Below are 20,937 nucleotides of genomic sequence, written 5' to 3' on the forward strand. Positions count from 1 at the left end.
AGCCGCTGACTAGACTTGCAGGCGTGTCTGAAATCACCCCCGAACTCGTGCGCCATCTCGGTGTGCTCGCACGCATCCAGCTGAACGACGACGAGGTGTCGCGGCTCACGGGCCAGCTCGACGCGATCGTCGACAACATCGCGAAGGTGTCGGAGGTCGCGACCGCCGACGTCGTCGCGACGAGCCACCCGATCCCGCTGAGCAACGTCTTCCGTCCCGACGTCGTCGGGCAGACGCTGACGCACGAGCAGGTGCTGCAGAACGCTCCGGATGCCGCCGACGGCCGCTTCCGCGTCACCGCGATCCTGGGAGAAGAGCAGTGAGCGACATCATCCGCCTGGACGCCTCCGACCTCGCGGCGAAGCTCGCCGCCGGGGAGGTGTCGAGCGTCGAAGCGACGCAGGCGCACCTCGACCGCATCGCCGCCGTGGACGGCGACGTCCACGCCTTCCTGCACGTGAACGCGGGGGCGCTCGAGGCCGCTGCGGCCATCGACGCGCGCCGCGCCGCGGGGGAGGAACTGGGTCCGCTCGCCGGCGTACCGCTCGCGATCAAGGACGTGCTGGTCACGACCGATCAGCCCACCACCAGCGGCTCACGCATCCTCGAGGGATACCGCTCGCCGTACGACGCTACGGTCGTCGCGCGCTCGCGCGCCGCAGGTCTCGTGCCCCTCGGCAAGACCAACATGGACGAGTTCGCGATGGGCTCGTCGACCGAGCACTCGGCTTACGGACCCACCCACAACCCATGGGACCTGGAGCGCATCCCGGGCGGTTCCGGCGGTGGGTCGGCTGCAGCCGTCGCCGCTTTCGAGGCCCCGATCGCCCTCGGCTCGGACACCGGCGGATCGATCCGCCAGCCCGCGCACGTGACCGGCACGGTAGGCGTGAAGCCGACCTATGGCGGGGTCAGCCGTTACGGGGCGATCGCCCTGGCGTCCAGCCTCGACCAGGTCGGTCCCGTCTCGCGCACCGTCCTCGACTCCGGACTCCTGCACGATGTCATCGCCGGTCACGACCCGAAGGACTCGACGTCGCTGAAGGACGCCTGGCCGTCGTTCGCCGACGCCGCCCGCGAGGGCGCGCGCGGCGACGTGCTCAAGGGCCTCAAGATCGGTGTCATCCGCGAACTGCCCGACAGCGGCTTCCAGCCGGGTGTCGCGGCATCCTTCCGCGCCTCGCTCGCGCTCATGGAGGCGCAGGGAGCCGAGATCGTCGAGATCGGCGCACCTCACTTCGAATACGGTGTGGCGGCGTACTACCTGATCCTCCCCGCGGAGGCGTCGAGCAACCTCGCGAAGTTCGACTCGGTGCGCTTCGGCCTGCGGGTCACTCCGGACGGGAACCCGACCGTCGAAGACGTCATGTCGGCGACGCGCGACGCCGGTTTCGGCGACGAGGTCAAGCGCCGCATCATCCTCGGCACCTACGCGCTGTCGGCGGGATACTACGACGCGTACTACGGCAGTGCCCAGAAGGTGCGCACGCTCATCCAGCAGGACTTCGCCGCCGCCTTCGCGGAGGTCGACGTGATCGCGACGCCGTCGGCGCCGACGACCGCGTTCAAACTCGGCGAGAAGATCGACGACCCGCTGCAGATGTATCTCAACGACATCACGACGATTCCCGTGAACCTCGCGGGTGTGCCGGGGATCTCGATCCCGAGCGGCCTGGCGGACGACGACGGTCTCCCCGTCGGCATCCAGTTCATCGCTCCGGCGCGTGAGGACGCCCGCCTCTACCGTGTGGGAGCCGCACTCGAGACGCTCCTCGTCGATTCGTGGGGCGCCCCGCTGCTCACCCGCGCACCCCAGCTCGCAGGAGGGAACCGCTGATGGCCGCCGCCAAGCTCATGGACTTCGACAAGGCCCTCGAACTGTTCGAGCCCGTGCTCGGATTCGAGGTGCACGTCGAGCTGAACACGAACACGAAGATGTTCTCGGACGCGCCGAACCCGGCGAACGAGGCGTATCACGCCGCGGAGCCGAACACGCTGATCGCGCCGGTCGACCTCGGTCTCCCCGGCTCACTGCCCGTCGTGAACGAGACGGCGATCCGGTCGTCGATCAGCCTCGGGCTCGCCCTGGGCTGCTCGATCGCGGAGTCGAGCCGTTTCGCGCGCAAGAACTACTTCTACCCCGACCTCGGGAAGAACTATCAGATCTCGCAGTACGACGAGCCGATCGCGTACGAGGGGTCGGTCGAGGTCGAGCTCGAGGACGGCACGCTCATCACGATCCCGATCGAGCGCGCGCACATGGAGGAGGACGCCGGCAAGCTGACCCACATGGGCGGCGCGACCGGTCGTATCCAGGGTGCGGAGTACTCGCTGGTCGACTACAACCGCGCGGGCGTGCCGCTGGTCGAGATCGTGACGAAGGTCATCACCGGCACGGAGCACCGCGCTCCCGAGGTCGCCAAGGCCTACGTCGCTGCGATCCGCGACATCGTGCGTGGACTCGGCATCTCCGAGGCCCGTCTCGAGCGGGGCAACCTGCGCTGCGACGCGAACGTCTCCCTGCGACGCCGGGGCGAGGAGAAGCTCGGCACCCGCACGGAGACCAAGAACGTCAACTCCATGCGCTCGGTCGAGCGTGCGGTGCGGTACGAGATCCAGCGCCAGGCGCAGATCCTCGCCGACGGCGGCTCCATCACGCAGGAGACGCGCCACTGGCACGAGGACACCGGAACCACGTCTCCGGGTCGTCCGAAGTCGGATGCCGATGACTACCGCTACTTCCCGGAGCCGGATCTCCTCCCCGTCGAGCCGGCCCCTGCACTGATCGAGGAGCTGCGGGCGGCACTGCCCGAGCAGCCCGTCGCGCGGCGTCGTCGTCTGATGACCGAGTGGGGCTTCACCGATCTCGAGTTCCAGGACGTGCGCAACGGCGGCATCCTCGACGAGGTCGAGGCGACGATCGCGGCCGGGGCCGCGCCCGCGGCCGCTCGTAAGTGGTGGACCGGCGAGATCGCCCGTCTCGCCAACGCCCAGGAGAAGGATGCCGCTGCCCTGGTGAGCCCGCAGAACGTCGCCGCCCTGCAGAAGCTGGTCGACGCGGGAACGCTGACGGACAAGCTCGCCCGTCAGGTGCTCGAGGGCGTCATCGCCGGCGAGGGAACGCCGCAGGAGGTCGTCGACGCCCGTGGCCTCGCGGTCGTCTCGGACGACGGCGCGCTGATCGCGGCGATCGACGATGCGTTCGCCGCACAGCCGGACGTGCTGGCGAAGATCAAGGATGGCAAGGTGCAGGCCGCCGGTGCCGTGATCGGTGCGGTCATGAAGGCGATGAAGGGTCAGGCGGACGCTGCGCGCGTGCGCGAACTGATCCTCGAGCGCGCCGCGCAGTAGGTCCTGTTCTCCCTCGGGCCGGTGTCGGTGGTCCGAGGGAGAATGTTCTCATGGGGCACGGAGACGGCAGAGGGCGCATGGTGTCGTCGGCGGGAGCCGATGACACGGGAACGCGCATCCTGCACGTCGACATGGACGCCTTCTACGCGGCGGTCGAGGTGCTCGACGATCCGGGTCTTCGTGGATTCCCGATCATCATCGGAGCGCCCGACGGGCGGTCGGTCGTCTCGAGCGCGTCGTACGAGGCGCGTCGCTACGGGGTCCGCTCGGCCATGCCGGTCTCCCAGGCGATCAGGCTCTGCCCCTCGGCGCGGATCGTGATGCCGCACTTCCACCGGTATCAAGAGGTCTCCCGACAGGTGATGGCGATCTTCGAGTCGTTCACGCCGCTGGTCGAGCCGCTGTCCGTCGACGAGGCGTTCCTCGATGTGCAGGGCGTGCGCCGGTTGTGGGGGAGCCCGGGGGTGATCGCCCGGCTCGTGCGCGAGCGCGTGGCGGACGAGGTCGGTATCACGTGCAGCGTCGGCGTCGCGGCGACCAAGCACGTCGCGAAGATGGCATCGACGATCGCGAAACCCGACGGAATGCTCGTCGTCCCGGCGGCACGCACGCTCGAGTTCCTCTCGCCGCGGCCGGTCCGCGCGATGTGGGGTGTCGGTCCGAAGGCTGCGGAGGCGCTCGAGGCGCGTGGCATCCGGACCATCGGCGACATCCGTGAGTCCTCTCCGGAGATGCTCGACCGCGCCGTCGGCTCGGCGCTGAGCGCCCGTCTGGCGCAGCTCGCCCGCGGAGAAGACGCCCGAGCCGTCGACACCGAGCGTGTGGAGAAGAGCATCGGACACGAGGAGACGTTCGAGCACGACATCCTCGATCGTCCGTTCCTGCGAGCGGAACTGTTGCGGCTCGCGGACCGCGTCGCCGCCCGTCTTCGCCGTGCGCAGTGGGAGGCGGCGACGGTCTCGATCAAGATCCGTTTCGACGACTTCCGCACCGTGAACCGCTCTCAGACGCTGTCGGAACCCACCGCGGTCGGACAGCGCATCGGCGAGGCCGCCCAGGCGCTGTTCGAGCAGATCGACCGTCGTGACCCGATCAGGCTCGTCGGAGTGCGTGCCGAGAAGCTGCAGCCGGCGGGCGGCGGTGGGATGGGGCTGTGGGACGACGACGAGGACTGGAGGCGGGTCGAGGGAGCGGTCGACGATGCCGTGGCTCGCTTCGGGACTGCGACCATCACGCGCGCGCGACACATCGGGCGCGGCGAAGGGCGCGGTGCTGCACAGCATCCTCGGGCGCACGGCGTGGATTGACGCTCCGCAATCCCTTGCGGTCGACTAGCGTGGTCCCATGCCGAACATTGCACTGGAACTCGGAAAGCAGGCCGCGTCCATCGGGGTCAAGAGCGCATACGGAGAGCCGCAGGACGTCGACGGCGTCAGCATCACTCCCGTCGCCTTCACCTACTCGGGCTTCGGCGGGGGAAGCGGCGACGGCGCGGAAGGCGGTGGCGGCGGCGGAGTCTCCGTTCCCGTCGGCGTCTACGTGCGTCGCGAGGAGGGGCTGCGTTTCGAGCCCAACATCGTCACGCTGCTGGTCGTGGCGGTGCCGTTCGTCTGGGTCGCCGGCCGAGCTCTCTCACGTATCATCCGTGCCCTCAAGAAGTGATGATCCTGTCGCTGCGGCGCTCGCCCGCGCGGCGGGGCTGATCTGCGACGATCTCCGCGCGTTGGCTGCGTCGAACCCGGTCGTCCTCATCGACGGCTGCAGCGGCGCGGGGAAGTCCACTCTCGCGGCGCGGGTCGCGGAAGAGTGGCCGCTCGTCGGTCGTGTGCAGGTCATCGCCCTCGATTCGCTCTATCCCGGATGGGACGGCCTCGATGGGGGAGTCGAGCGGGCGCTGGAGGGAATCCTCCGGCCGCACGGGCGCGGCAAACTCGGCGCATGGCAGCGTTGGGATTGGGAACGCGCCACCGAGGCGGAGACGCATGCGGTCGATCCTGCGCTCGGAGTGATCGTCGAGGGCAGCGGACTGTTGACACCGGCCACGGCAGCCCTGGGCGATGTGCGGGTGTGGCTTGAGGCTGCGGAGCCGGTGCGCAAGCGCAGGGCGCTGACGCGCGACGGCGAGACCTACCGTCCGCACTGGGATCGTTGGGCGGCGCAGGAGCGCGCGCACATCGCGCGTGACGACCCCCGGTCGTTGGCGACGCGGATCATCGACATTCCCTGACCCGCGGGCGCATCAGTCGCCCATCTCCGCATCGATGAGGAGCTCGAGGCGGTACCCGATCCAGTCGTAGATCCCGAAACGCGGATCCTCGGGGTCGTGGTCGTCGTCCTCGATGATCCCGAGGCGGGTGGCGAGGACCAGGCGGATCGCGTTCAGAGTGCGCAACCACGCATCGACCTCGCCGCGCGGGACCTCGAGGGTGCGGGCGCGGAGCATGTCGTCATCGGTCATCGACGCGCGGAAGGACTGGAACGGGCCGAGTGCGCGGCGGACCACGTCGGCATCTGCGAGGCGGCGCTCGAGCAGATCGTCCCGGGTGGCCTCGGCGAAATCGCGTGACGCGTGCTCATCGTCGGGATAGGGGTTCGGTGCGAGACGATCGAGGGCCTCGTCGTTCGCATCCGCGGACGACAGCAGCGTCGTGTACTCGTCGACGACCTCGTCCAGTCGCACGCCCTCGAGGGTGACGAGGGTGATCTCGACGGCAGCGGCGCTCACTGCGGGGCCTTCCGCACGGTCGCCCAGAGGCCGTACTCGTGCATGGCCTGAGCGTGGACCTCCATGGTCTCGCGGGGCCCCGTGGCGACGATCGCGTGCCCGTCGTGGTGCACGGCGAGCATCAGCGACGTCGCGCGATCGATCGAGTAGCCGAAGTACGTGCGGAACACCCGTACGACGTAGCTCATGAGGTTGACCGGATCGTTCCAGACGACGACCTGCCAGGGCTCGAGCGGCGCGGCGCGGAGATCGATGTCCTCCACGACGTCCGGGACCACCGCAGGCGTGCTCATGCCCACCCCAGATCGTGGAGCTGCGCGTCGTCGAGGCCGTAGAAATGCGCGATCTCGTGCACGAGTGTGGTGTGGAGCTCGTCGCGGAGCTCCCCCTCGTCCTCGCACACGGCGAGGTGGGGTTCGCGGTAGACGACGATCCGGTCGGGGAGTTCGCCCATCCCGTACTGGGTGCGCTCGGTCAGGGCGAGACCGTCGTACAGGCCGAGGAGGTCGAGGCTGCCGTCCTCCGGGCGGTCCTCGACGACGAACACGACGTTGTCGAGTCCGTCGACCATGTCGTCGGGCAGCCGATCGAGCTCGTCGACGACGAGGGTCTCGAAGGTCGCGGCATCCATTTCCATCGTGTTCAGCCTAGGGGCCGCGCAGGATCAATGCAGGAAGACGAGGAGCCCGGCGACCGCGATGAAGAGGATGCCGAAGACGGTGTTGAGGGTGCGCTGGCCCTTCGCCGTGCGCGTGAAGCGTCGGAACGGCCGGGCGGCTGCGGCGAAGAAGCCCCACATCACGAGGACGTCCACGACGATGACCGTGGCCAGGAGGATCAGGTATTGAGGCAGTTGGGGTTCGTCGAGGCGGATGAACTGGGGGATGAAGGCGAGGAAGAACACGATCGCCTTGGGGTTGAGCAGGTTGACCCAGAAACCCCGACGGATCATGGACCAGTGGCCCTCGTGCGCATCGACCAGGTCGAGTGCGTCGTCGGCGACGGCGACGGGAGCCGTGGGCTTCGCCAGGATCAGGCGCAGGCCGAGGTAGACGAGGTAGGCAGCACCCGCGTAACGGATGCCGTTGAACAGCAGTTCGGACCGCGAGACCAGCAGCCCGACTCCCGCCGCCACCACGACCACGTGCACCACGAGGGCGAGCTGCTGCCCGATGATGCCCCAGATCGATCGACGCCAGCCCTGGGAGAGGGCGTTCGACATCGTATTGATGGCGCCGGCGCCCGGGGTGAAGCTGATCACCACGGATGCCGTCAGAAGCGAGAACCAGACCGCGAGTGACACCTCGTCAGTCTAGGGGCGCGACTCGGAGCGAGATCCCGCAAAGCGAAAGGCCCGAGTCCGGGGACTCGGGCCTTTCGTATGGGGTGAGTAACGGGACTCGAACCCGCGACATCCGGCACCACAAGCCAGCGCTCTACCAGCTGAGCTATACCCACCATGTGCCTACCGGAGCAGGCAACCAGACGAGTCTATTACATGTTTGGGGTGAACTCCGACACGGTGCGCTGAGCGATGGTCTTCGCGTCGTCGCTCGAGGGGCCGGGCTCGTCGACGAACACCGCCTCCCGGTAGTAGCGGAGCTCACGGATGGACTCGAGGATGTCTGCGAGCGCGCGGTGCCCGCCGTCTTTGGACGGAGCCTGGAAGAAGACTCGCGGGTACCACCGGCGCGAGAGCTCCTTGATGCTGGATACATCGACGTTGCGGTAGTGCAGCCACTGATCGATTTTCGGCATGTACTTCGCGAGGAACATGCGATCGGTGCCGATCGTGTTGCCGGCGAGGGGCGCCTTGCGCTCGACGGGGACGAAGCGACGGATGTAGGCGAGGGTCTGCGCCTCGGCCTCTTCGAGCGTCACTCCGAGGGGGATCTCCTCGATCAGGCCCGACTTCTCGTGCATCTTGGTCACGAAGTCGTTCATGTTCTCGAGCGAGGCGGCGCTCGGGCGGATCACGATCTGGAATCCGGGATCGACGGGTTGGAGTTCGAAGTCCGTGATGACGACGGCGATCTCGACGAGTTCATCGATCGAGAGATCGAGCCCCGTCATCTCACAGTCGATCCATACGAGACGATCGTTCTCCGACGCAGATACCATGCCGTCATACTATCGACGGCTCCGACATCGGAGCGCGAGCACGGTACGGTAGTGCTATTCGCCTCCGTAGCTCAGCGGAAGAGCAGCGGCCTTCTAATCCGCCGGTCGCAGGTTCGAATCCTGCCGGGGGCACGACTGCGTCATCGGTTCACGAGTAGCGCAGCGCGGATACCGCGTCGTCGACCCGCCAGAACTCGCCGATCAGTCGGAACGCACCGGTCTCGAGGTGGAGACGCTCGGCGCGATAGCGCAGACCGAGCGGATCGGTGGCGACGCGAAGGTGGCCGAGGACTCGGCCGGACGCGTTGTCCTGCACACGCCACAACTGATCGGCGGCGCGGATCAGGTGTTCACGCGTCGAGGCGATGCGGGGCGTCGTCCAGGGCTGTGCGGTGGTGGGTGCGATCAGTGTGTCGTTCATGAGTTCTCCTCTCACCTCGAACGTATGACCGACCACCGACATTCGGATCGACGGCCTGGGGCACTCTTCCTGCACGCTGACCGGGGATTCCCGTTCGTCCACCAACCGCGTGATACTCGTCCCGCAGTGCCATTTGCCTGCCGCAGTCTGGAGCGAGCCGAGCGGAAGACTCGGGAGCGAAGGAGAACGAGATGATGGATACCGTGACGATCGTCGGCAAGGTGGCGACCGACCCCAACCAGGCGCAGACGGGCGGAGGCGTCGCCGTGACGAACTTCCGTCTCGCGAGCACCCATCGCCGATTCGATCAGTCGGCCCAGGCCTGGGTCGATTCCGGAACGAACTGGTACTCCGTCGCCGCGTATCGGCAGCTCGGCGAGCATGCGAAGGCCTCGCTGCGCTCCGGCGACAGCGTGATCGTCACCGGGCGTCTGCGGATCCGCAATTGGGAGAGCAACGGCAAGAGCGGCACGAGCGTCGACATCGACGCCGATGCGATCGGGCACGACCTCCGGTGGGGGACGACGGCCTACCTCCGTTCGAGCCGCACGACGCCGGCCGCCGAGGTGCCGACCCCGGCTCGCGACACCGACGGGGAGGATCGCGGCGACGAGGAGTCCGCGCCGCTCGCGCTCGACACGGCATGGGCCGAGACGGACACCCCCGCGGTGGACGAGGAAGCGACGGCGCCGGCACTCTACTGAGCCCGCGCGCGGCAGCGACTCCCGCCGTGTCGTGTGACGGCGATCGTCGGCACGTCCCCGTAGACTCGGGGCGTGCTTCGACGATCGGTCCTCCCCGTCATACGCGCGGTCGTCGGTGCGTCCGTCGCTGCGGCCGCTGTTCTCGTGCTCGCGGGCTGCGTGGGCGACCCCGATCCCGCGCCCACGTCTTCGGCTCCGTCGCCCTCGGCGACCGACGCCCCCGTGGCGGTCGCCTTCGTGCCCGACGGCTCCGCCGACGACAACCTCCCGATCTTCACTCAGACCGCACAGGGCGTGTGGGATTCCGAGCAGCGCGGCGAGGGGCGAGCGTACATCGACGCGCTGGTGGGCGTCGGCTTCGACAAAGCGGCGATGCAGGTCACCAACGACCAGTCGACCGTGGGGAACGCGGCCGAGAGTCTGCAGTTCTCGGTGCGCTGGGGCGACACCGAGTGCCTCATCGGCCAGGTCGGTCCGTCGACGGGCCAGCTGGTGACGCAGGTGATGCCGCAACTCGCCGAGGGGCGATGCCTCATCGGCATCACGCGCGCGATCGACTGGTGACCCGCACTCCAGCCGGTAGGCTGGAGTGTCGATCAGACGCCGACAGAAGGAGCGATTCCCGGTGGCAGAGTACATCTACTCGATGGTCCGTGCGCGCAAGGCGGTGGGCGAGAAGCTCATCCTCGATGACGTCACGATGGCCTTCCTCCCCGGAGCGAAGATCGGCATGGTCGGCCCGAACGGTGCCGGTAAGTCGACGATCCTCAAGATCATGGCCGGCCTCGACACGCCCTCCAACGGCGAGGCGAAGCTCTCGCCGGGGTTCAGCGTCGGCATCCTGATGCAGGAGCCGGAGCTCGACGAATCCAAGACGGTGATCGAGAACATCCAGGACGGCATCGCCATCAAGGCGAAGGTCGACCGTTTCAACGAGATCTCAGCGCTGATGGCTGATCCCGACGCCGACTTCGACGCCCTCCTCGCCGAGATGGGCACCCTGCAGGAGGAGATCGACGCAGCCGACGGATGGGACCTCGACTCCCAGCTCGACCAGGCGATGGATGCGCTCCGCACCCCGCCGGCCGATGCGGCGATCGCTCCGCTCTCCGGTGGTGAGAAGCGCCGCGTGGCTCTCGCCAAGCTGCTGCTGCAGAAGCCGGATCTGCTGCTGCTCGACGAGCCCACCAACCACCTCGATGCCGAGAGCGTGCTCTGGCTCGAGCAGCACCTGCAGGCGTACAAGGGCGCGGTCATCGCGATCACCCACGACCGGTACTTCCTCGACCACGTCGCCGAGTGGATCGCAGAGGTCGACCGTGGTCGCCTGATCGGCTACGAGGGCAACTACTCGACCTACCTCGAGAAGAAGGGCGAGCGCCTCGAGATCCAGGGCAAGAAGGACGCCAAGCTCGCGAAGCGCCTCAAGGAGGAGCTCGAGTGGGTCCGCTCCAGCGCGAAGGGGCGTCAGACCAAGTCGAAGGCGCGTCTCGCCCGGTACGAGGAGATGGCATCCGAGGCGGAGCGCACCCGCAAGCTCGACTTCGAGGAGATCACGATCCCCGCCGGTCCTCGACTCGGCAGCATCGTCATCGACGCGAAGAACCTGCAGAAGGGCTTCGACGGTCGCTCTCTCATCGACGGACTCAGCTTCAACCTGCCGCCCAACGGCATCGTCGGCGTGATCGGCCCGAACGGCGTCGGAAAGACCACGCTGTTCAAGACGATCGTGGGCCTGGAGCCGCTCGACGGCGGCACCCTGAAGATCGGTGAGACGGTCAAGATCAGCTACGTCGACCAGTCTCGGGCGAACATCGACCCCGACAAGACGCTGTGGGAGGTCGTCTCCGACGGACTCGACTTCATCACCGTCGGCAAGACCGAGATCCCGTCGCGCGCCTACGTGTCGAAGTTCGGATTCAAGGGGCCGGACCAGCAGAAGAAGGCCGGTGTGCTCTCCGGTGGTGAGCGCAACCGTCTGAACCTCGCCCTCACGCTCAAGGAGGGCGGCAACCTGCTGCTCCTCGACGAGCCCACCAACGACCTCGACGTCGAGACGCTGAGCTCGCTCGAGAACGCGCTGCTCGAGTTCCCCGGCTGCGCCGTGGTCATCACGCACGACCGGTGGTTCCTCGACCGCATCGCCACGCACATCCTGGCGTACGAAGGCAACGACGAGAAGCCCGACCAGTGGTACTGGTTCGAGGGTAACTTCGAGGCCTACGAGGAGAACAAGATCGAGCGCCTCGGGCCGGACGCGGCGAAGCCGCACCGGTCGACGCACCGCAAGCTCACGCGCGACTGAGCACCGATGTCCGATTCGAGCACAGCGGCAAGTCCCCGTCTGCACATCCCCATCCACCTGCGGTGGGGAGATCTGGACGCGTTCAACCACGTCAACAACACCTCCATGCTCAAGCTCCTCGAAGAGGCGCGCGTGCGGGCGTTCTGGCGTGCGGGACCGGGGGAGGAAGCCCCCTCAACCGCTGTGCTCGATTCGGGGATCGACGAGGGCGTGCTCACGCTCATCGCCCGCCAGGAGATCGAGTACCTCGCGCCGGTGCCGTACCAGCGCCGGCCGCTCGAGGTGCAGATGTGGTTCGGCAAGCTCGGCGGATCGAGTGTCGAGGTCTGCTACGAGGTGCACAACGACCCCGCGTCCGAGCCGCGCACCATCTACGCCCGCTCGACCGCGATCATCGTGCTCGTCGATGCCCGCACCGGGCGGCCGACCCGCCTCACCGGAGAGATGCGCGAGGCGTGGGAACCCTACGTCGGCGCGTCGATCGAGTACGCGCACCGCTGAGCGGGTCGAGCGCTGGATCGGGACTCAGGCGCCTTCGGGCACGCGGATCATGATCTCCTGCGCGACGCTCGCGACCAGAGCTCCGTCACGCGTGTAGATGCGTCCCGTCGCGAGTCCGCGACCCCCGCGGGCGTTCGGCGACTCCTGCACGTAGAGCAACCACTCGTCGACCCGCGCCGGACGATGCCACCACATCGCGTGGTCGAGGCTCGCCACCTTCAGCCCGGGAAGCGCCCAGTAGACGCCGTGCGCCCGCAGGATCGACTCCTGGATCGTCATGTCGCTGAGGTACGCGAGAGCCGCGCGGTGCAGTCGCGGATCGTCGGGAAGCGGTGCGCGCATCCGCATCCACACCGCCTGACGGGGTGCCCGCTCATCACGGCTCGGCAGGTAGAGCGGGTGGCCGACGTGACGGATGTCGGCAGCGCGGTCGGTCAGCATCCGCACCGTCCCGCCGGGCAGACCCTCGACCGTCGCCTCATCCGGGGCGAGTGTCTCCGGATCGGGGATTCCCTCGGGTAGCGGCTCGGCATGCTCGACGCCGGGATCCTCGTCCTGGAACGAGGCGATCATCGAGAAGATCGGCACCCCGTTCTGGTACGCCTGCGACCGCCGCGTGGAGAACGACCGCCCGTCGTGGATGCGATCGACCGCGATCGTTATCCCCTGTGCGGAATCGCCCGGGCGCAGGAAGTAGCCGTGCATCGAATGCACCGGTCGGTCTTCGGGGAGCGTGCGCTCGGCGGCGATGAGGCTCTGGGCGAGCACCTGGCCGCCGTAGATACGGCCGGTGGGCATCGGGTGCGACGCGCCGGTGAAGATGTCCTCCGTCGTACGCGCCTGCGTCGAATCGAGATCGAGCACCTCGAGCAACTGCTCGACGGTGCGGACGGCGTGGCTCTCCGCGCTCATATCTCCCTCTCCGCGGCCGGACCACCGCTCCGTTGATAGTTTAGAACCCGTGCCCCACGACCTCCTGCTCGCCGACCGCGAGACCGCGAAAGACGTCCTCACCTTCCTGGGACGGGCGGCGCGGATCACCGACGAGGGGGTGCGTCTGCAGGCGGCGAACGGAGTTCTCGCGTTGACCACCGCGGCGCTCGCTCCGCAGGGGCTGTTCGACCAGACCCCCACCGTGCTGGCGATGCGCATCGTCCATGCCGATCCCGAGCTGCAGTGCGACATCGTGGTCGACCGACTCACAGCCGGTGACGACGACGTGCGACTCGCACTACCCGAGACGGGTCTCTCCCCGGCGTGGGCGGGTGTCGCGCCGCCGCGAAGCGGATGGGAGCAGATCGCCGCGCTTCCGGCATCCGTCATCGCGAATCGTGCCCAGTGGGGGATTTCCGCCGTCGCGCGCGGTGCGACTCCCGGCGCCGGAGAGGAAGCCGTCCGCGCGTTGCGTGCGGCCATCTGGGGCGAACCGGACGACGACCTGGCGGGCCTGCCGCGCGGGATCGCCTTCGCGGCCGACGCGCTGGGATTCATCTCGGGTGAGGAGCAGGTGCCGGTGACGCGCTCGGGGCGATGGTCGCGCCTCGCATTCCGTCGCGGGCATGTGCTCGCGCGCGGTCCCGTCGCGACCGGACTCACCGCCGTGCGGGGTACGGGACTCCAGGGCTCGATCTAGCCGCCGGCTGCCGGCTCATCGCGCCGCGGCGCGTCCTGCCTGCCGTCCGGAGAACAGGCAGCCGCCCAGGAACGTCCCTTCGAGCGCGCGATAGCCGTGCACGCCACCGCCGCCGAAGCCGCTCGCCTCGCCTGCCGCGAAGAGACCGGGGATGGCAGAGCCCTGGCCGTCGAGCGCACGCCCGTCGAGATCGGTCTGGATGCCTCCGAGCGACTTGCGGGTGAGCACATGGAGCTTCACGGCGACCATGGGGCCGGCGGACGGGTCCTGCAGACGATGCGGTGCGGCTGTGCGGATGAGCTTGTCGCCGCGGTAGCTGCGCATCGAGCGGAGCATGCCGATCTGGGCATCCTTGGTGAACTCGTTCTCGACCTCCCGATCACGCGCCTGCACCTCGCGCCGCACGGTGTCGATGTCGAGGTGTTCTCCGCCCGGATGCGCCTGCATCTGCTCGAGCAACGACTCCAGATCGTTCTCGACGATGAAGTCAGCGCCCTCATCGAGGAACGACTGGACGGGGCCGGTCGGTCCCTTGGCGAGACGCGACTTCAGCAGCAGCCCGACGTCCTTACCGGTGAGGTCCGGGTTCTGCTCGCTCCCGGAGAGCGCGAACTCCTTCTCGATGATCTGACGGGAGGTCACGAACCACGAGTGGTCGTGGCCCGTCGTGCGCAGATGAGCCAGGGTCCCGAGCGTGTCGAAGCCCGGGTACAGCGGTACGGGCAGGCGCGAGCCGGTCGCATCGAGCCAGAGCGATGAGGGACCGGGGAGGATGCGGATGCCGTGCGACGGCCAGACCGGATCCCAGTTCGTGATGCCCTCGACGTAGTGCCACATGCGGTCGCCGTTGATCAGCCGGGCGCCGGCCTCGGCGGAGACGCGCTGCATCGAGCCGTCGACGTAGGCGGGCACCCCGGTGAGCATGTGGGCCGGGGGAGTGCCGAGCCGCTCGGGCCAGGCCGCACGCACCAGATCGTGGTTGCCGCCGATACCGCCCGAGGCCACGATCGTCGCGCCCGCACGGATCTCGAAGTCGCCGACGATCTCTCGGGAGGAGGGGATGCCGCGCTCCTCGCCGTTCGAGGCGAGGATGTCGCCGCGGGCACCCGATACGGCGCCGTCGGCCGTGAGGAGTGCGGTGACGCGATGGCGGGGCAGGACGGTGAGCCGCCCCTCGCGCTCGCCCTGTTCGACCCGGGCCGCGAAGGGAGCGACCACTCCCGGACCGGTGCCCCAGGTGATGTGGAAACGAGGCACGGAGTTTCCGGGGCCGATCGCCCCGTAGCCTCCGCGTTCCGCCCATCCCACGACGGGAAAGAAGCCGACGCCCCGTTCGCGCAGCCAGGCGCGCTTCTCCCCGGCGGCGAACTGCAGGTAGGCCTCCGCCCATCGGCGCGGCCACTCGTCCTCCGGGCGGTCGAAACCGGCGGAGCCGAACCAATCCTGCGTCGCGAGCTCGATCGAGTCGCGGATGCCGAGGCGTCGCTGCTCGGGGGAATCGATGAAGAACAGTCCGCCGAACGACCACCACGCCTGTCCGCCGAGGTTCGTGCGCGGCTCCTGATCGATGAGCACGACGCGGCAACCGGCGTCGAGCGCCTCGGAGGCGGCGACGAGTCCGGACAACCCCCATCCGATCACCAGGACATCCGTGGACAGGGGCGTGTTCGTCATGGTGTCTCCGTTGATTCCTGACGTGAGCGGGTTTCGAGCGTGGGGCGTCCGTCGGCGCCGGCACCGATTCCCGACGGCTCGAACGTGTTCACCATGGCATATGCGGCGCGCTCGAGGTAGTCCCAGAGCGTGGATTCGTGCAGAGGCGACAACTCCGCCTCGTCGACGGCGGTGCGCATGCAGCGGAGCCAACGATCGCGGGCGTCGGGGTCGACGTGGAACGGCATGTGGCGCATGCGCAGCCGCGGGTGCCCACGGGTCTCCCCGTACGTGGTGGGCCCTCCCCAGTACTGCTCGAGGAACAGCAGCAGCCGCTCTTCCGCGGGACCGAGATCCTCCTCGGGGTACATGGGCTTCAGCACCGGATCGATCGCGACCTCGCGGTAGAAGACCGAGACGATCTTCGCGAACGTCTCGCGGCCGCCGACCTCGTCGTAGAACGTCACTTGTCCGTGCTCCCGTCGCCCGTGGTGGGCTTCTTGCGCCGCCAGATCCCGCGGTCGGGGATCACCGGAACGCCGGTCACGGCGTTCGGACGCGTCTTGGGGGGATTCGCTCCGCGTACGCGTCGCGCTCCGTCGAGGCCGGTGGGGATCACGGCGTGCATGCGGGGGATCGCGATCTCCTTCTCGGCCAGTGCCGAGCGCAGACGCTTGCGCAGCTCCTGAGCGACGTCGTCCTTCGCGTTCGCGCGGGCCTTGATCACGATGCGCACGACGAGGGCGTCGCCCTCGATCGATTCCAGGCCCCACAGCTCGGGCTTCTCGACGATCCGGGTGCGCCACTTCGGGTCCTTCGCGAGGGCGAGGGCGGTGTCGAGCATCGTTTGCTCGACCACTTCGAGATCGGAGTCGACGGGCACGCCGATGTCGATGATCGCGCGGGCCCAGCCCTGCGACATGTTGCCGATGCGCAGGACCTCGCCGTTGCGCACGTACCAGAGGGTGCCGTTGACATCGCGCACCTGCGTGATGCGCACGCTCACGTACTCGACCACGCCGGTCGCGAGACCGAGGTCGACGACGTCGCCGATGCCGATCTGATCCTCGGCGACGAGGAAGATGCCGTTCAGCACGTCCTTGACGATGTTCTGGGCGCCGAAACCGAGGCCGGCACCGACCGCGGCGGTCAGCAACGTCAGGGAGCCGAGCAGGCTGTTGTCGATCGCGTTCACGATGAGCACGAGCGCGATGATCACCAGCATCACGTTCACGATGTTCTGGAGGATCGACCCCAGGGTGCGTGTGCGCTGCACGAGGCGCATGTCGGCGAGCGGTGAGCGTTCCAGGGCCTGCGTGTCGTCGACGGATGCCTTGTTCTTCGCGCTGTCGACGATGCGGTGCACGACCCGACGGATGACCACGCGCAGCACGAGGGCGATGAGCACGCAGCTCACGATGATGATCGCGACCAGGAGTGCTTTGCCTCCGACGATCCCCAACACGCGGAGCGTCTCCTCCCAGATCGCGGGGACGTCGGTCGGCTCGACGGGATCGGTGTTCTCGAACGGAATGATCATCGCCACCGATTCTAGCGATCGGGTCTCGGTGCGGGCTGGGTACGAGAAGGGGCCCGGGGCGACGTCGTCAGACGCACCCCGGGCCCCGTCCCGCAGACGCTCAGTCGTCGCTGTCGCGGGACTGCGCGGTGAGCGCGCGCTCGACGTCGGCGAGGTTCTCGAGCACGAGGCGGCGCAGCGCCGGCGCCGCATCCTGATGCTCGGACAGCCACGCGCGCGTCGCGTCGCGAAGAGCGACATCGGCCAGTGCCGTCGGGAACAGACCCGTCACGAGGTACTGCGCGATCTGATAGGTGCGCGACTCCCACACGGGGAGGAGCATCTCGAAGTACGGCCCGACGAACTCGCGGAGAGCTTCGGCACCCGCGGGGTGCACGAAGCCGAGAGCCGCGGAGCGGACGATCGTGTTCGGGGCATCGTCACGGTCGACGAGAGAGGCCCACGCCGCCTTCTTGGATGCGACGTCGGGGAGAGCCGCACGTGCCTGCGCGGCGAACTCGCCACCCTTGGAGGTGTTGTCCGCGGCGAGAGCGGCGTCGATCGTCGCGGCATCCGTGGCCCCGATGGTCGCGAGGCCCACCAACAGCTGCCAGCTCAGGTCGGCATCGATCTCGAGACCGGGCAGCGTCTCCTCGCCCGAGCGCAGGCGACCGACGATGCCCGCGTGCTCCGGCGTCACGAGAGAGGTGGCGAAGGCGGTGACGAACTGCAGTTGGCTGTCGCTGCCGGACTCGGCCGACTCGGCGAGTGCCCAGAGGCCGTCGGCGACCTTGAGTCGCGCCGCGTCGCGCTCCTCGGGCGCGACGTAGAGCGTCGCCGCCGTGCGCAGCTGCGCGAGCGTCGTGCGCACGGTCGTCGACTCGCTCTCCCGGCCGATGTTGCCGAGCACGAGATCGATGTAGTCGGATGCCGCGCTCTCGGCGTCGCGGGTCTGATCCCACGCCGCACCCCAGACGAGCGAGCGCGCGAGCGGATCGTGGATGTCGGCGAGGTGCGCGATCGCCGTGGCGAGCGAGCGCTCGTCGAGGCGGATCTTCGCGTAGGCGAGGTCCTGGTCGTTCAGCAGCACGAGGTCGGGCTGGGCCAGGCCCTGCAGCTCCGGCACCTCGGTGCGATCGCCGTCGACGTCGACCTCGACGTAGTGCGTGCGGCTGAGTGCACCGTCGGTCAGGTTGTAGAACCCGATGCCCAGACGGTGCGGGCGGATCGTCGGGTAGTCGGCCGGGGCGGTCTGCGTCACGGCGAAGCGCGAGATCGTGCCGTTGCCGTCCTCCGCGATGACGGGCTCGAGGGTGTTGACCCCCGCGGTCTCGAGCCATTTCTTCGACCACGTGCTCAGGTCGCGTCCGCTGGTGGCCTCGAGCTCGACGAGCAGATCGCTCAGCTCGGTGTTGCCCCACGAGTGCTTCTGGAAGTACTGCGAGACACCGGCGAAGAAGGCCTCGATGCCCACCCACGCGGCGAGCTGCTTGAGCACGGAGCCGCCCTTGGCGTACGTGATGCCGTCGAAGTTGACCTGTACGTCCTCGAGGTCGTTGATCTCGGCGACGATCGGGTGCGTCGACGGGAGCTGGTCCTGGCGGTACGCCCAGGTCTTCTCCATCGCGTTGAAGGTCGTCCATGCCTCGGTCCACTCCGTGGCTTCGGCGGTCGCGATGGTTGACGCCCACTCGGCGAACGACTCGTTCAGCCAGAGGTCGTTCCACCACTTCATGGTCACCAGATCGCCGAACCACATGTGTGCGAGCTCGTGGAGGATCGTGACGACACGACGCTCCTTCACGGCATCCGTCACCTTGCTGCGGAAGACGTAGGTCTCGGTGAAGGTGACAGCGCCGGCGTTCTCCATGGCTCCGGCGTTGAACTCCGGCACGAAGAGCTGGTCGTACTTGGCGAACGGGTAGGGAACGCCGAACTTGGACTCGTAATAGGCGAAGCCCTCACGGGTCTTGTCGAAGATGTAGTCGGCGTCGAGGTGCTGCCAGAGGCTCTTGCGTCCGTAGACACCGAGGGGGATGACGCGGCCGGATGCGCTCGTGAGCTCGGAGAAGGTCGACTCGTACGGGCCGGCGATCAGGGCCGTGATGTACGAGGAGATGCGGGGGGTCGGCTCGAAGCCCCAGGTCGCGGTGACGTCGTCGTCGTGCACGATGGGCTCGGGCGTGGGGGAGTTCGAGATCACCTTCCAGGCGGCGGGCGCCGTGATCGTGAACTGGAACGTGGCCTTCAGATCGGGCTGCTCGAACACCGCGAACACGCGACGGGAGTCGGGCACCTCGAACTGGGAGTAGAGGTAGACCTCGCCGTCGACGGGATCGACGAAGCGGTGCAGGCCCTCGCCCGTGTTCGTGTAGAGGCAGTCGGCGTCGACGACCAGCACGTTCTCGGCCTGCAGGCCCGTGAGGGTGATGCGCGAGTCCGCAAAGACCTCGTTCGGGTCGAGCTGCTCGCCGTTGAGCGAGATCTCGCGCACATCGCGCGCGATCAGGTCGATGAACGTGAAGCTGTCGGGCGTCGCGGTGAAGCGGACGACGCTCCGGGATCCGAAGATCTCGGCGCCCTTCGTCAGGTCGAGTGCGATGTCGTACGACTCGGTGCCGACGACGTCGCGACGCTCCTGCGCTTCGATACGGGTGAGGTTCTCTCCAGGCACAGCTTTACTCCCAGGGGTGAGGGGTCGTCGCCGGGGAATGGCGCAGTTGGCGCCGACGGCAACCATGACAGACTACGCCAGCGCGCGACCCTCGCCACTCCGTCGAGGTGAAAGGATAGGAGGGTGAGCGCGATCGAACCCGTAGTCGTCCCCTTTGCCTCTGCTGCCGCGGCCGGAGGTGCAGCCATCGTCACGACCCCCGTCGCCTACGACGGGATCCTCCTCGCCGGCTTCGGCGGACCGGAGGGGCAGGAGGACGTGATCCCCTTCCTGCGCAATGTGACGCGAGGGCGCGGCATCCCCGACGAGCGGCTCGAAGAGGTCGCACATCACTACCGTCACTTCGGCGGCGTGAGTCCGATCAACGGCCAGAACCGCGCGCTCAAGGCGGCGCTCGAAGCCGAACTCGCCGCGCGGGGCATCGATCTGCCCGTGTACTGGGGCAACCGCAACTGGACGCCGTATCTCGCGGACGCGGTGACGACGGCATCCGACAACGGTCACTCGACGCTGCTCGCCTTCGCGACGAGCGCGTACAGCTCGTTCTCGAGCTGCCGGCAGTACCGCGAGGACTTCGCGGGCGTTCTGCAGGAGACCGGCCTCGGTGACAGCGTCACGATCGACAAGATCCGCCCGTTCTACGACCACCCCGGATTCGTCGACGCCTTCGAGACCGGCGTCCGCGAAGCGATCGAGGGCTTCCTCGCCGACGGGATCGCGGCATCCGACATCCAGATCCTGTTCTCCACGCACAGCATCCCGACGGAGGACGCGCAGCGCTCCGGCGCGCGCGACATCGACTGGGGTGAGGGCGGCGCGTACGCGGCGCAGCACGAGGCCGTCGCGGCCTGGGTGATGGACCGCGTGCTGCAGACGCTGCCGACCGGTGCCGGTGTGTCGTGGGAGCTCGTCTACCAGTCGCGCTCGGGCCCCCCATCGCAGCCGTGGCTCGACCCCGACGTGTGCGACGTCATCGCCGAGCTGCCCGGGCGCGGACGCCGGGCCGTCGCCGTCGTTCCGCTGGGCTTCATGAGCGACCACATGGAGGTGCTCTGGGACCTCGACACCGAGGCCAAGGAAGCGGCGGAGGAAGCGGGACTCGCCTTCACCCGCACGCCCACCCCGGGTGTGTCGCCCACGTTCGTCGCCGGGATCGTCGACCTGATCCAGGAGCGTCTCGAGGGGCGTCCGCGGAGTGAGCGCCAGCACCTGACCGACCTTCCGGGCGGTTTCGACGTCTGCCGTCCCGGCTGCTGCGAGAACGTGCGCGCCGGCTTCAAGCCGGCGGCCGCGGGCATCGCCCCGTAGTCCGACACGATGTCGGTGGCGT

Annotated in this window: 23 protein-coding genes and 2 tRNA genes; 13 read left to right on the top strand and 12 right to left on the bottom strand. The window is 68.2% G+C overall.

What is annotated here, in order from left to right:
• Nucleotides 1-23: 23 nt before the first annotated feature.
• From gatC to ACZ5Y9_RS09125, 6 genes are read left to right on the top strand one after another with little or no spacing between them, the layout of a single operon-like run.
• The gene (gene gatC, locus ACZ5Y9_RS09100; RefSeq protein WP_029259178.1) at nucleotides 24-323 is read left to right on the top strand and encodes an Asp-tRNA(Asn)/Glu-tRNA(Gln) amidotransferase subunit GatC; all 300 of its coding nucleotides are present in this window, start codon (nucleotides 24-26) and stop codon (nucleotides 321-323) included.
• Nucleotides 320-1,837: an Asp-tRNA(Asn)/Glu-tRNA(Gln) amidotransferase subunit GatA gene (gene gatA, locus ACZ5Y9_RS09105; protein WP_464471178.1), complete on the top strand. Its 1,518-nt coding sequence runs from the start codon at nucleotides 320-322 to the stop codon at nucleotides 1,835-1,837. Before gatC ends, gatA begins: the two co-directional genes overlap by 4 nt.
• Nucleotides 1,837-3,351: an Asp-tRNA(Asn)/Glu-tRNA(Gln) amidotransferase subunit GatB gene (gene gatB / locus ACZ5Y9_RS09110; RefSeq protein ID WP_336640425.1), complete on the top strand. Its 1,515-nt coding sequence runs from the start codon at nucleotides 1,837-1,839 to the stop codon at nucleotides 3,349-3,351. The genes gatA and gatB overlap by 1 nt, the downstream gene beginning before the upstream one ends.
• Nucleotides 3,352-3,401: 50 nt before the next feature.
• Entirely contained in the window at nucleotides 3,402-4,658 is a 1,257-nt protein-coding gene (gene dinB, locus ACZ5Y9_RS09115) for a DNA polymerase IV (RefSeq protein ID WP_464471179.1), read from the top strand.
• A gap of 37 nt (nucleotides 4,659-4,695) precedes the next feature.
• Nucleotides 4,696-5,013, top strand: a complete 318-nt coding sequence (locus ACZ5Y9_RS09120; protein ID WP_247622565.1) for a hypothetical protein — start codon at nucleotides 4,696-4,698, stop codon at nucleotides 5,011-5,013.
• Nucleotides 4,997-5,578, top strand: coding sequence for a nucleoside/nucleotide kinase family protein (locus ACZ5Y9_RS09125; protein ID WP_247622564.1), 582 nt, complete (start codon nucleotides 4,997-4,999; stop codon nucleotides 5,576-5,578). Before ACZ5Y9_RS09120 ends, ACZ5Y9_RS09125 begins: the two co-directional genes overlap by 17 nt.
• Before the next feature lie 12 nt (nucleotides 5,579-5,590).
• Here ACZ5Y9_RS09125 and ACZ5Y9_RS09130 read toward each other — a convergent pair whose 3' ends face one another.
• From ACZ5Y9_RS09130 to orn, 6 genes are all read right to left on the bottom strand, one after another.
• The gene (locus ACZ5Y9_RS09130; protein ID WP_464471180.1) at nucleotides 5,591-6,076 is read right to left on the bottom strand and encodes a DUF2017 family protein; all 486 of its coding nucleotides are present in this window, start codon (nucleotides 6,074-6,076) and stop codon (nucleotides 5,591-5,593) included.
• Nucleotides 6,073-6,369, bottom strand: coding sequence for an ATP-dependent Clp protease adapter ClpS (gene clpS / locus ACZ5Y9_RS09135; RefSeq protein ID WP_247956104.1), 297 nt, complete (start codon nucleotides 6,367-6,369; stop codon nucleotides 6,073-6,075). The genes ACZ5Y9_RS09130 and clpS overlap by 4 nt, the downstream gene beginning before the upstream one ends.
• Complete coding sequence (locus ACZ5Y9_RS09140) at nucleotides 6,366-6,713, bottom strand: metallopeptidase family protein (protein ID WP_247956105.1); 348 nt, start codon at nucleotides 6,711-6,713, stop codon at nucleotides 6,366-6,368. The genes clpS and ACZ5Y9_RS09140 overlap by 4 nt, the downstream gene beginning before the upstream one ends.
• A gap of 27 nt (nucleotides 6,714-6,740) precedes the next feature.
• On the bottom strand, nucleotides 6,741-7,379 hold the full coding sequence (locus ACZ5Y9_RS09145; RefSeq protein ID WP_247622560.1) for a LysE family transporter: 639 nt from the start codon (nucleotides 7,377-7,379) through the stop codon (nucleotides 6,741-6,743).
• A 79-nt stretch (nucleotides 7,380-7,458) separates the two neighbouring features.
• A tRNA-His gene (locus ACZ5Y9_RS09150) sits at nucleotides 7,459-7,534 on the bottom strand.
• 36 nt (nucleotides 7,535-7,570) lie between these two features.
• Complete coding sequence (orn, locus tag ACZ5Y9_RS09155) at nucleotides 7,571-8,197, bottom strand: oligoribonuclease (protein WP_247956107.1); 627 nt, start codon at nucleotides 8,195-8,197, stop codon at nucleotides 7,571-7,573.
• A 60-nt stretch (nucleotides 8,198-8,257) separates the two neighbouring features.
• Here orn and ACZ5Y9_RS09160 point away from each other — a divergent pair.
• A tRNA-Arg gene (locus ACZ5Y9_RS09160) sits at nucleotides 8,258-8,329 on the top strand.
• Between the two features lie 16 nt (nucleotides 8,330-8,345).
• Here the strand turns inward: ACZ5Y9_RS09160 and ACZ5Y9_RS09165 are convergent.
• Nucleotides 8,346-8,618 (bottom strand): hypothetical protein, encoded by a 273-nt coding sequence (locus ACZ5Y9_RS09165; RefSeq protein ID WP_247622558.1) that lies wholly within the window; start codon nucleotides 8,616-8,618, stop codon nucleotides 8,346-8,348.
• 191 nt (nucleotides 8,619-8,809) lie between these two features.
• Between ACZ5Y9_RS09165 and ACZ5Y9_RS09170 the strand changes: the two genes are divergently transcribed.
• From ACZ5Y9_RS09170 to ACZ5Y9_RS09185, 4 genes are all read left to right on the top strand, one after another.
• The gene (locus ACZ5Y9_RS09170; RefSeq protein WP_247622557.1) at nucleotides 8,810-9,322 is read left to right on the top strand and encodes a single-stranded DNA-binding protein; all 513 of its coding nucleotides are present in this window, start codon (nucleotides 8,810-8,812) and stop codon (nucleotides 9,320-9,322) included.
• A gap of 72 nt (nucleotides 9,323-9,394) precedes the next feature.
• Nucleotides 9,395-9,886 carry a DUF6993 domain-containing protein gene (locus ACZ5Y9_RS09175; protein WP_464471181.1) on the top strand — a complete coding sequence of 164 codons (492 nt, stop codon included), beginning with the start codon at nucleotides 9,395-9,397 and terminating at the stop codon, nucleotides 9,884-9,886.
• 61 nt (nucleotides 9,887-9,947) lie between these two features.
• On the top strand, nucleotides 9,948-11,627 hold the full coding sequence (gene ettA, locus ACZ5Y9_RS09180) for an energy-dependent translational throttle protein EttA (protein ID WP_464471182.1): 1,680 nt from the start codon (nucleotides 9,948-9,950) through the stop codon (nucleotides 11,625-11,627).
• A 6-nt stretch (nucleotides 11,628-11,633) separates the two neighbouring features.
• Nucleotides 11,634-12,128: an acyl-CoA thioesterase gene (locus tag ACZ5Y9_RS09185; RefSeq protein ID WP_464471183.1), complete on the top strand. Its 495-nt coding sequence runs from the start codon at nucleotides 11,634-11,636 to the stop codon at nucleotides 12,126-12,128.
• 24 nt (nucleotides 12,129-12,152) lie between these two features.
• Here ACZ5Y9_RS09185 and ACZ5Y9_RS09190 read toward each other — a convergent pair whose 3' ends face one another.
• Nucleotides 12,153-13,040 (bottom strand): acyl-CoA thioesterase, encoded by an 888-nt coding sequence (locus ACZ5Y9_RS09190; RefSeq protein WP_247622553.1) that lies wholly within the window; start codon nucleotides 13,038-13,040, stop codon nucleotides 12,153-12,155.
• A gap of 49 nt (nucleotides 13,041-13,089) precedes the next feature.
• On the opposite strand from ACZ5Y9_RS09190, the gene ACZ5Y9_RS09195 reads away from it, so the two are divergent.
• Entirely contained in the window at nucleotides 13,090-13,761 is a 672-nt protein-coding gene (locus ACZ5Y9_RS09195) for a DUF8185 domain-containing protein (RefSeq protein ID WP_464471184.1), read from the top strand.
• Between the two features lie 15 nt (nucleotides 13,762-13,776).
• Here ACZ5Y9_RS09195 and ACZ5Y9_RS09200 read toward each other — a convergent pair whose 3' ends face one another.
• The 4 genes from ACZ5Y9_RS09200 to pepN form a co-directional block, all read right to left on the bottom strand.
• On the bottom strand, nucleotides 13,777-15,435 hold the full coding sequence (locus ACZ5Y9_RS09200; protein WP_464471185.1) for an FAD-binding dehydrogenase: 1,659 nt from the start codon (nucleotides 15,433-15,435) through the stop codon (nucleotides 13,777-13,779).
• Nucleotides 15,432-15,881 carry a globin gene (locus ACZ5Y9_RS09205; RefSeq protein WP_247622550.1) on the bottom strand — a complete coding sequence of 150 codons (450 nt, stop codon included), beginning with the start codon at nucleotides 15,879-15,881 and terminating at the stop codon, nucleotides 15,432-15,434. Before ACZ5Y9_RS09205 ends, ACZ5Y9_RS09200 begins: the two co-directional genes overlap by 4 nt.
• A complete protein-coding gene (locus ACZ5Y9_RS09210) occupies nucleotides 15,878-16,954 on the bottom strand; it encodes a mechanosensitive ion channel family protein (protein ID WP_247622549.1) in 1,077 nt (358 codons plus the stop codon). The genes ACZ5Y9_RS09205 and ACZ5Y9_RS09210 overlap by 4 nt, the downstream gene beginning before the upstream one ends.
• 100 nt (nucleotides 16,955-17,054) lie before the next feature.
• Nucleotides 17,055-19,607 carry an aminopeptidase N gene (pepN, locus tag ACZ5Y9_RS09215; protein WP_247622548.1) on the bottom strand — a complete coding sequence of 851 codons (2,553 nt, stop codon included), beginning with the start codon at nucleotides 19,605-19,607 and terminating at the stop codon, nucleotides 17,055-17,057.
• A gap of 123 nt (nucleotides 19,608-19,730) precedes the next feature.
• Here pepN and ACZ5Y9_RS09220 point away from each other — a divergent pair, with 123 nt between their 5' ends.
• A complete protein-coding gene (locus tag ACZ5Y9_RS09220) occupies nucleotides 19,731-20,915 on the top strand; it encodes a ferrochelatase (protein ID WP_247622547.1) in 1,185 nt (394 codons plus the stop codon).
• The last annotated feature ends 22 nt before the right edge of the window (nucleotides 20,916-20,937 follow it).

This window comes from Microbacterium sp. T3-8 (assembly GCF_055398145.1).

What these genes read in the sequence shown, in the direction of transcription:
- gatB (WP_336640425.1), top strand. Translation starts at nt 1,837, where the DNA reads ATGGCCGCCGCCAAGCTCATGGACTTCGACAAGGCCCTCGAACTGTTC.
- ACZ5Y9_RS09200 (WP_464471185.1), bottom strand. Translation starts at nt 15,435, where the DNA reads ATGACGAACACGCCCCTGTCCACGGATGTCCTGGTGATCGGATGGGGG.
- ACZ5Y9_RS09185 (WP_464471183.1), top strand. Translation starts at nt 11,634, where the DNA reads ATGTCCGATTCGAGCACAGCGGCAAGTCCCCGTCTGCACATCCCCATC.
- ACZ5Y9_RS09210 (WP_247622549.1), bottom strand. Translation starts at nt 16,954, where the DNA reads ATGATCATTCCGTTCGAGAACACCGATCCCGTCGAGCCGACCGACGTC.
- ACZ5Y9_RS09190 (WP_247622553.1), bottom strand. Translation starts at nt 13,040, where the DNA reads ATGAGCGCGGAGAGCCACGCCGTCCGCACCGTCGAGCAGTTGCTCGAG.
- ACZ5Y9_RS09120 (WP_247622565.1), top strand. Translation starts at nt 4,696, where the DNA reads ATGCCGAACATTGCACTGGAACTCGGAAAGCAGGCCGCGTCCATCGGG.
- ACZ5Y9_RS09170 (WP_247622557.1), top strand. Translation starts at nt 8,810, where the DNA reads ATGATGGATACCGTGACGATCGTCGGCAAGGTGGCGACCGACCCCAAC.
- ACZ5Y9_RS09165 (WP_247622558.1), bottom strand. Translation starts at nt 8,618, where the DNA reads ATGAACGACACACTGATCGCACCCACCACCGCACAGCCCTGGACGACG.
- dinB (WP_464471179.1), top strand. Translation starts at nt 3,402, where the DNA reads ATGGGGCACGGAGACGGCAGAGGGCGCATGGTGTCGTCGGCGGGAGCC.
- orn (WP_247956107.1), bottom strand. Translation starts at nt 8,197, where the DNA reads ATGGTATCTGCGTCGGAGAACGATCGTCTCGTATGGATCGACTGTGAG.
- ACZ5Y9_RS09140 (WP_247956105.1), bottom strand. Translation starts at nt 6,713, where the DNA reads ATGGAAATGGATGCCGCGACCTTCGAGACCCTCGTCGTCGACGAGCTC.
- clpS (WP_247956104.1), bottom strand. Translation starts at nt 6,369, where the DNA reads ATGAGCACGCCTGCGGTGGTCCCGGACGTCGTGGAGGACATCGATCTC.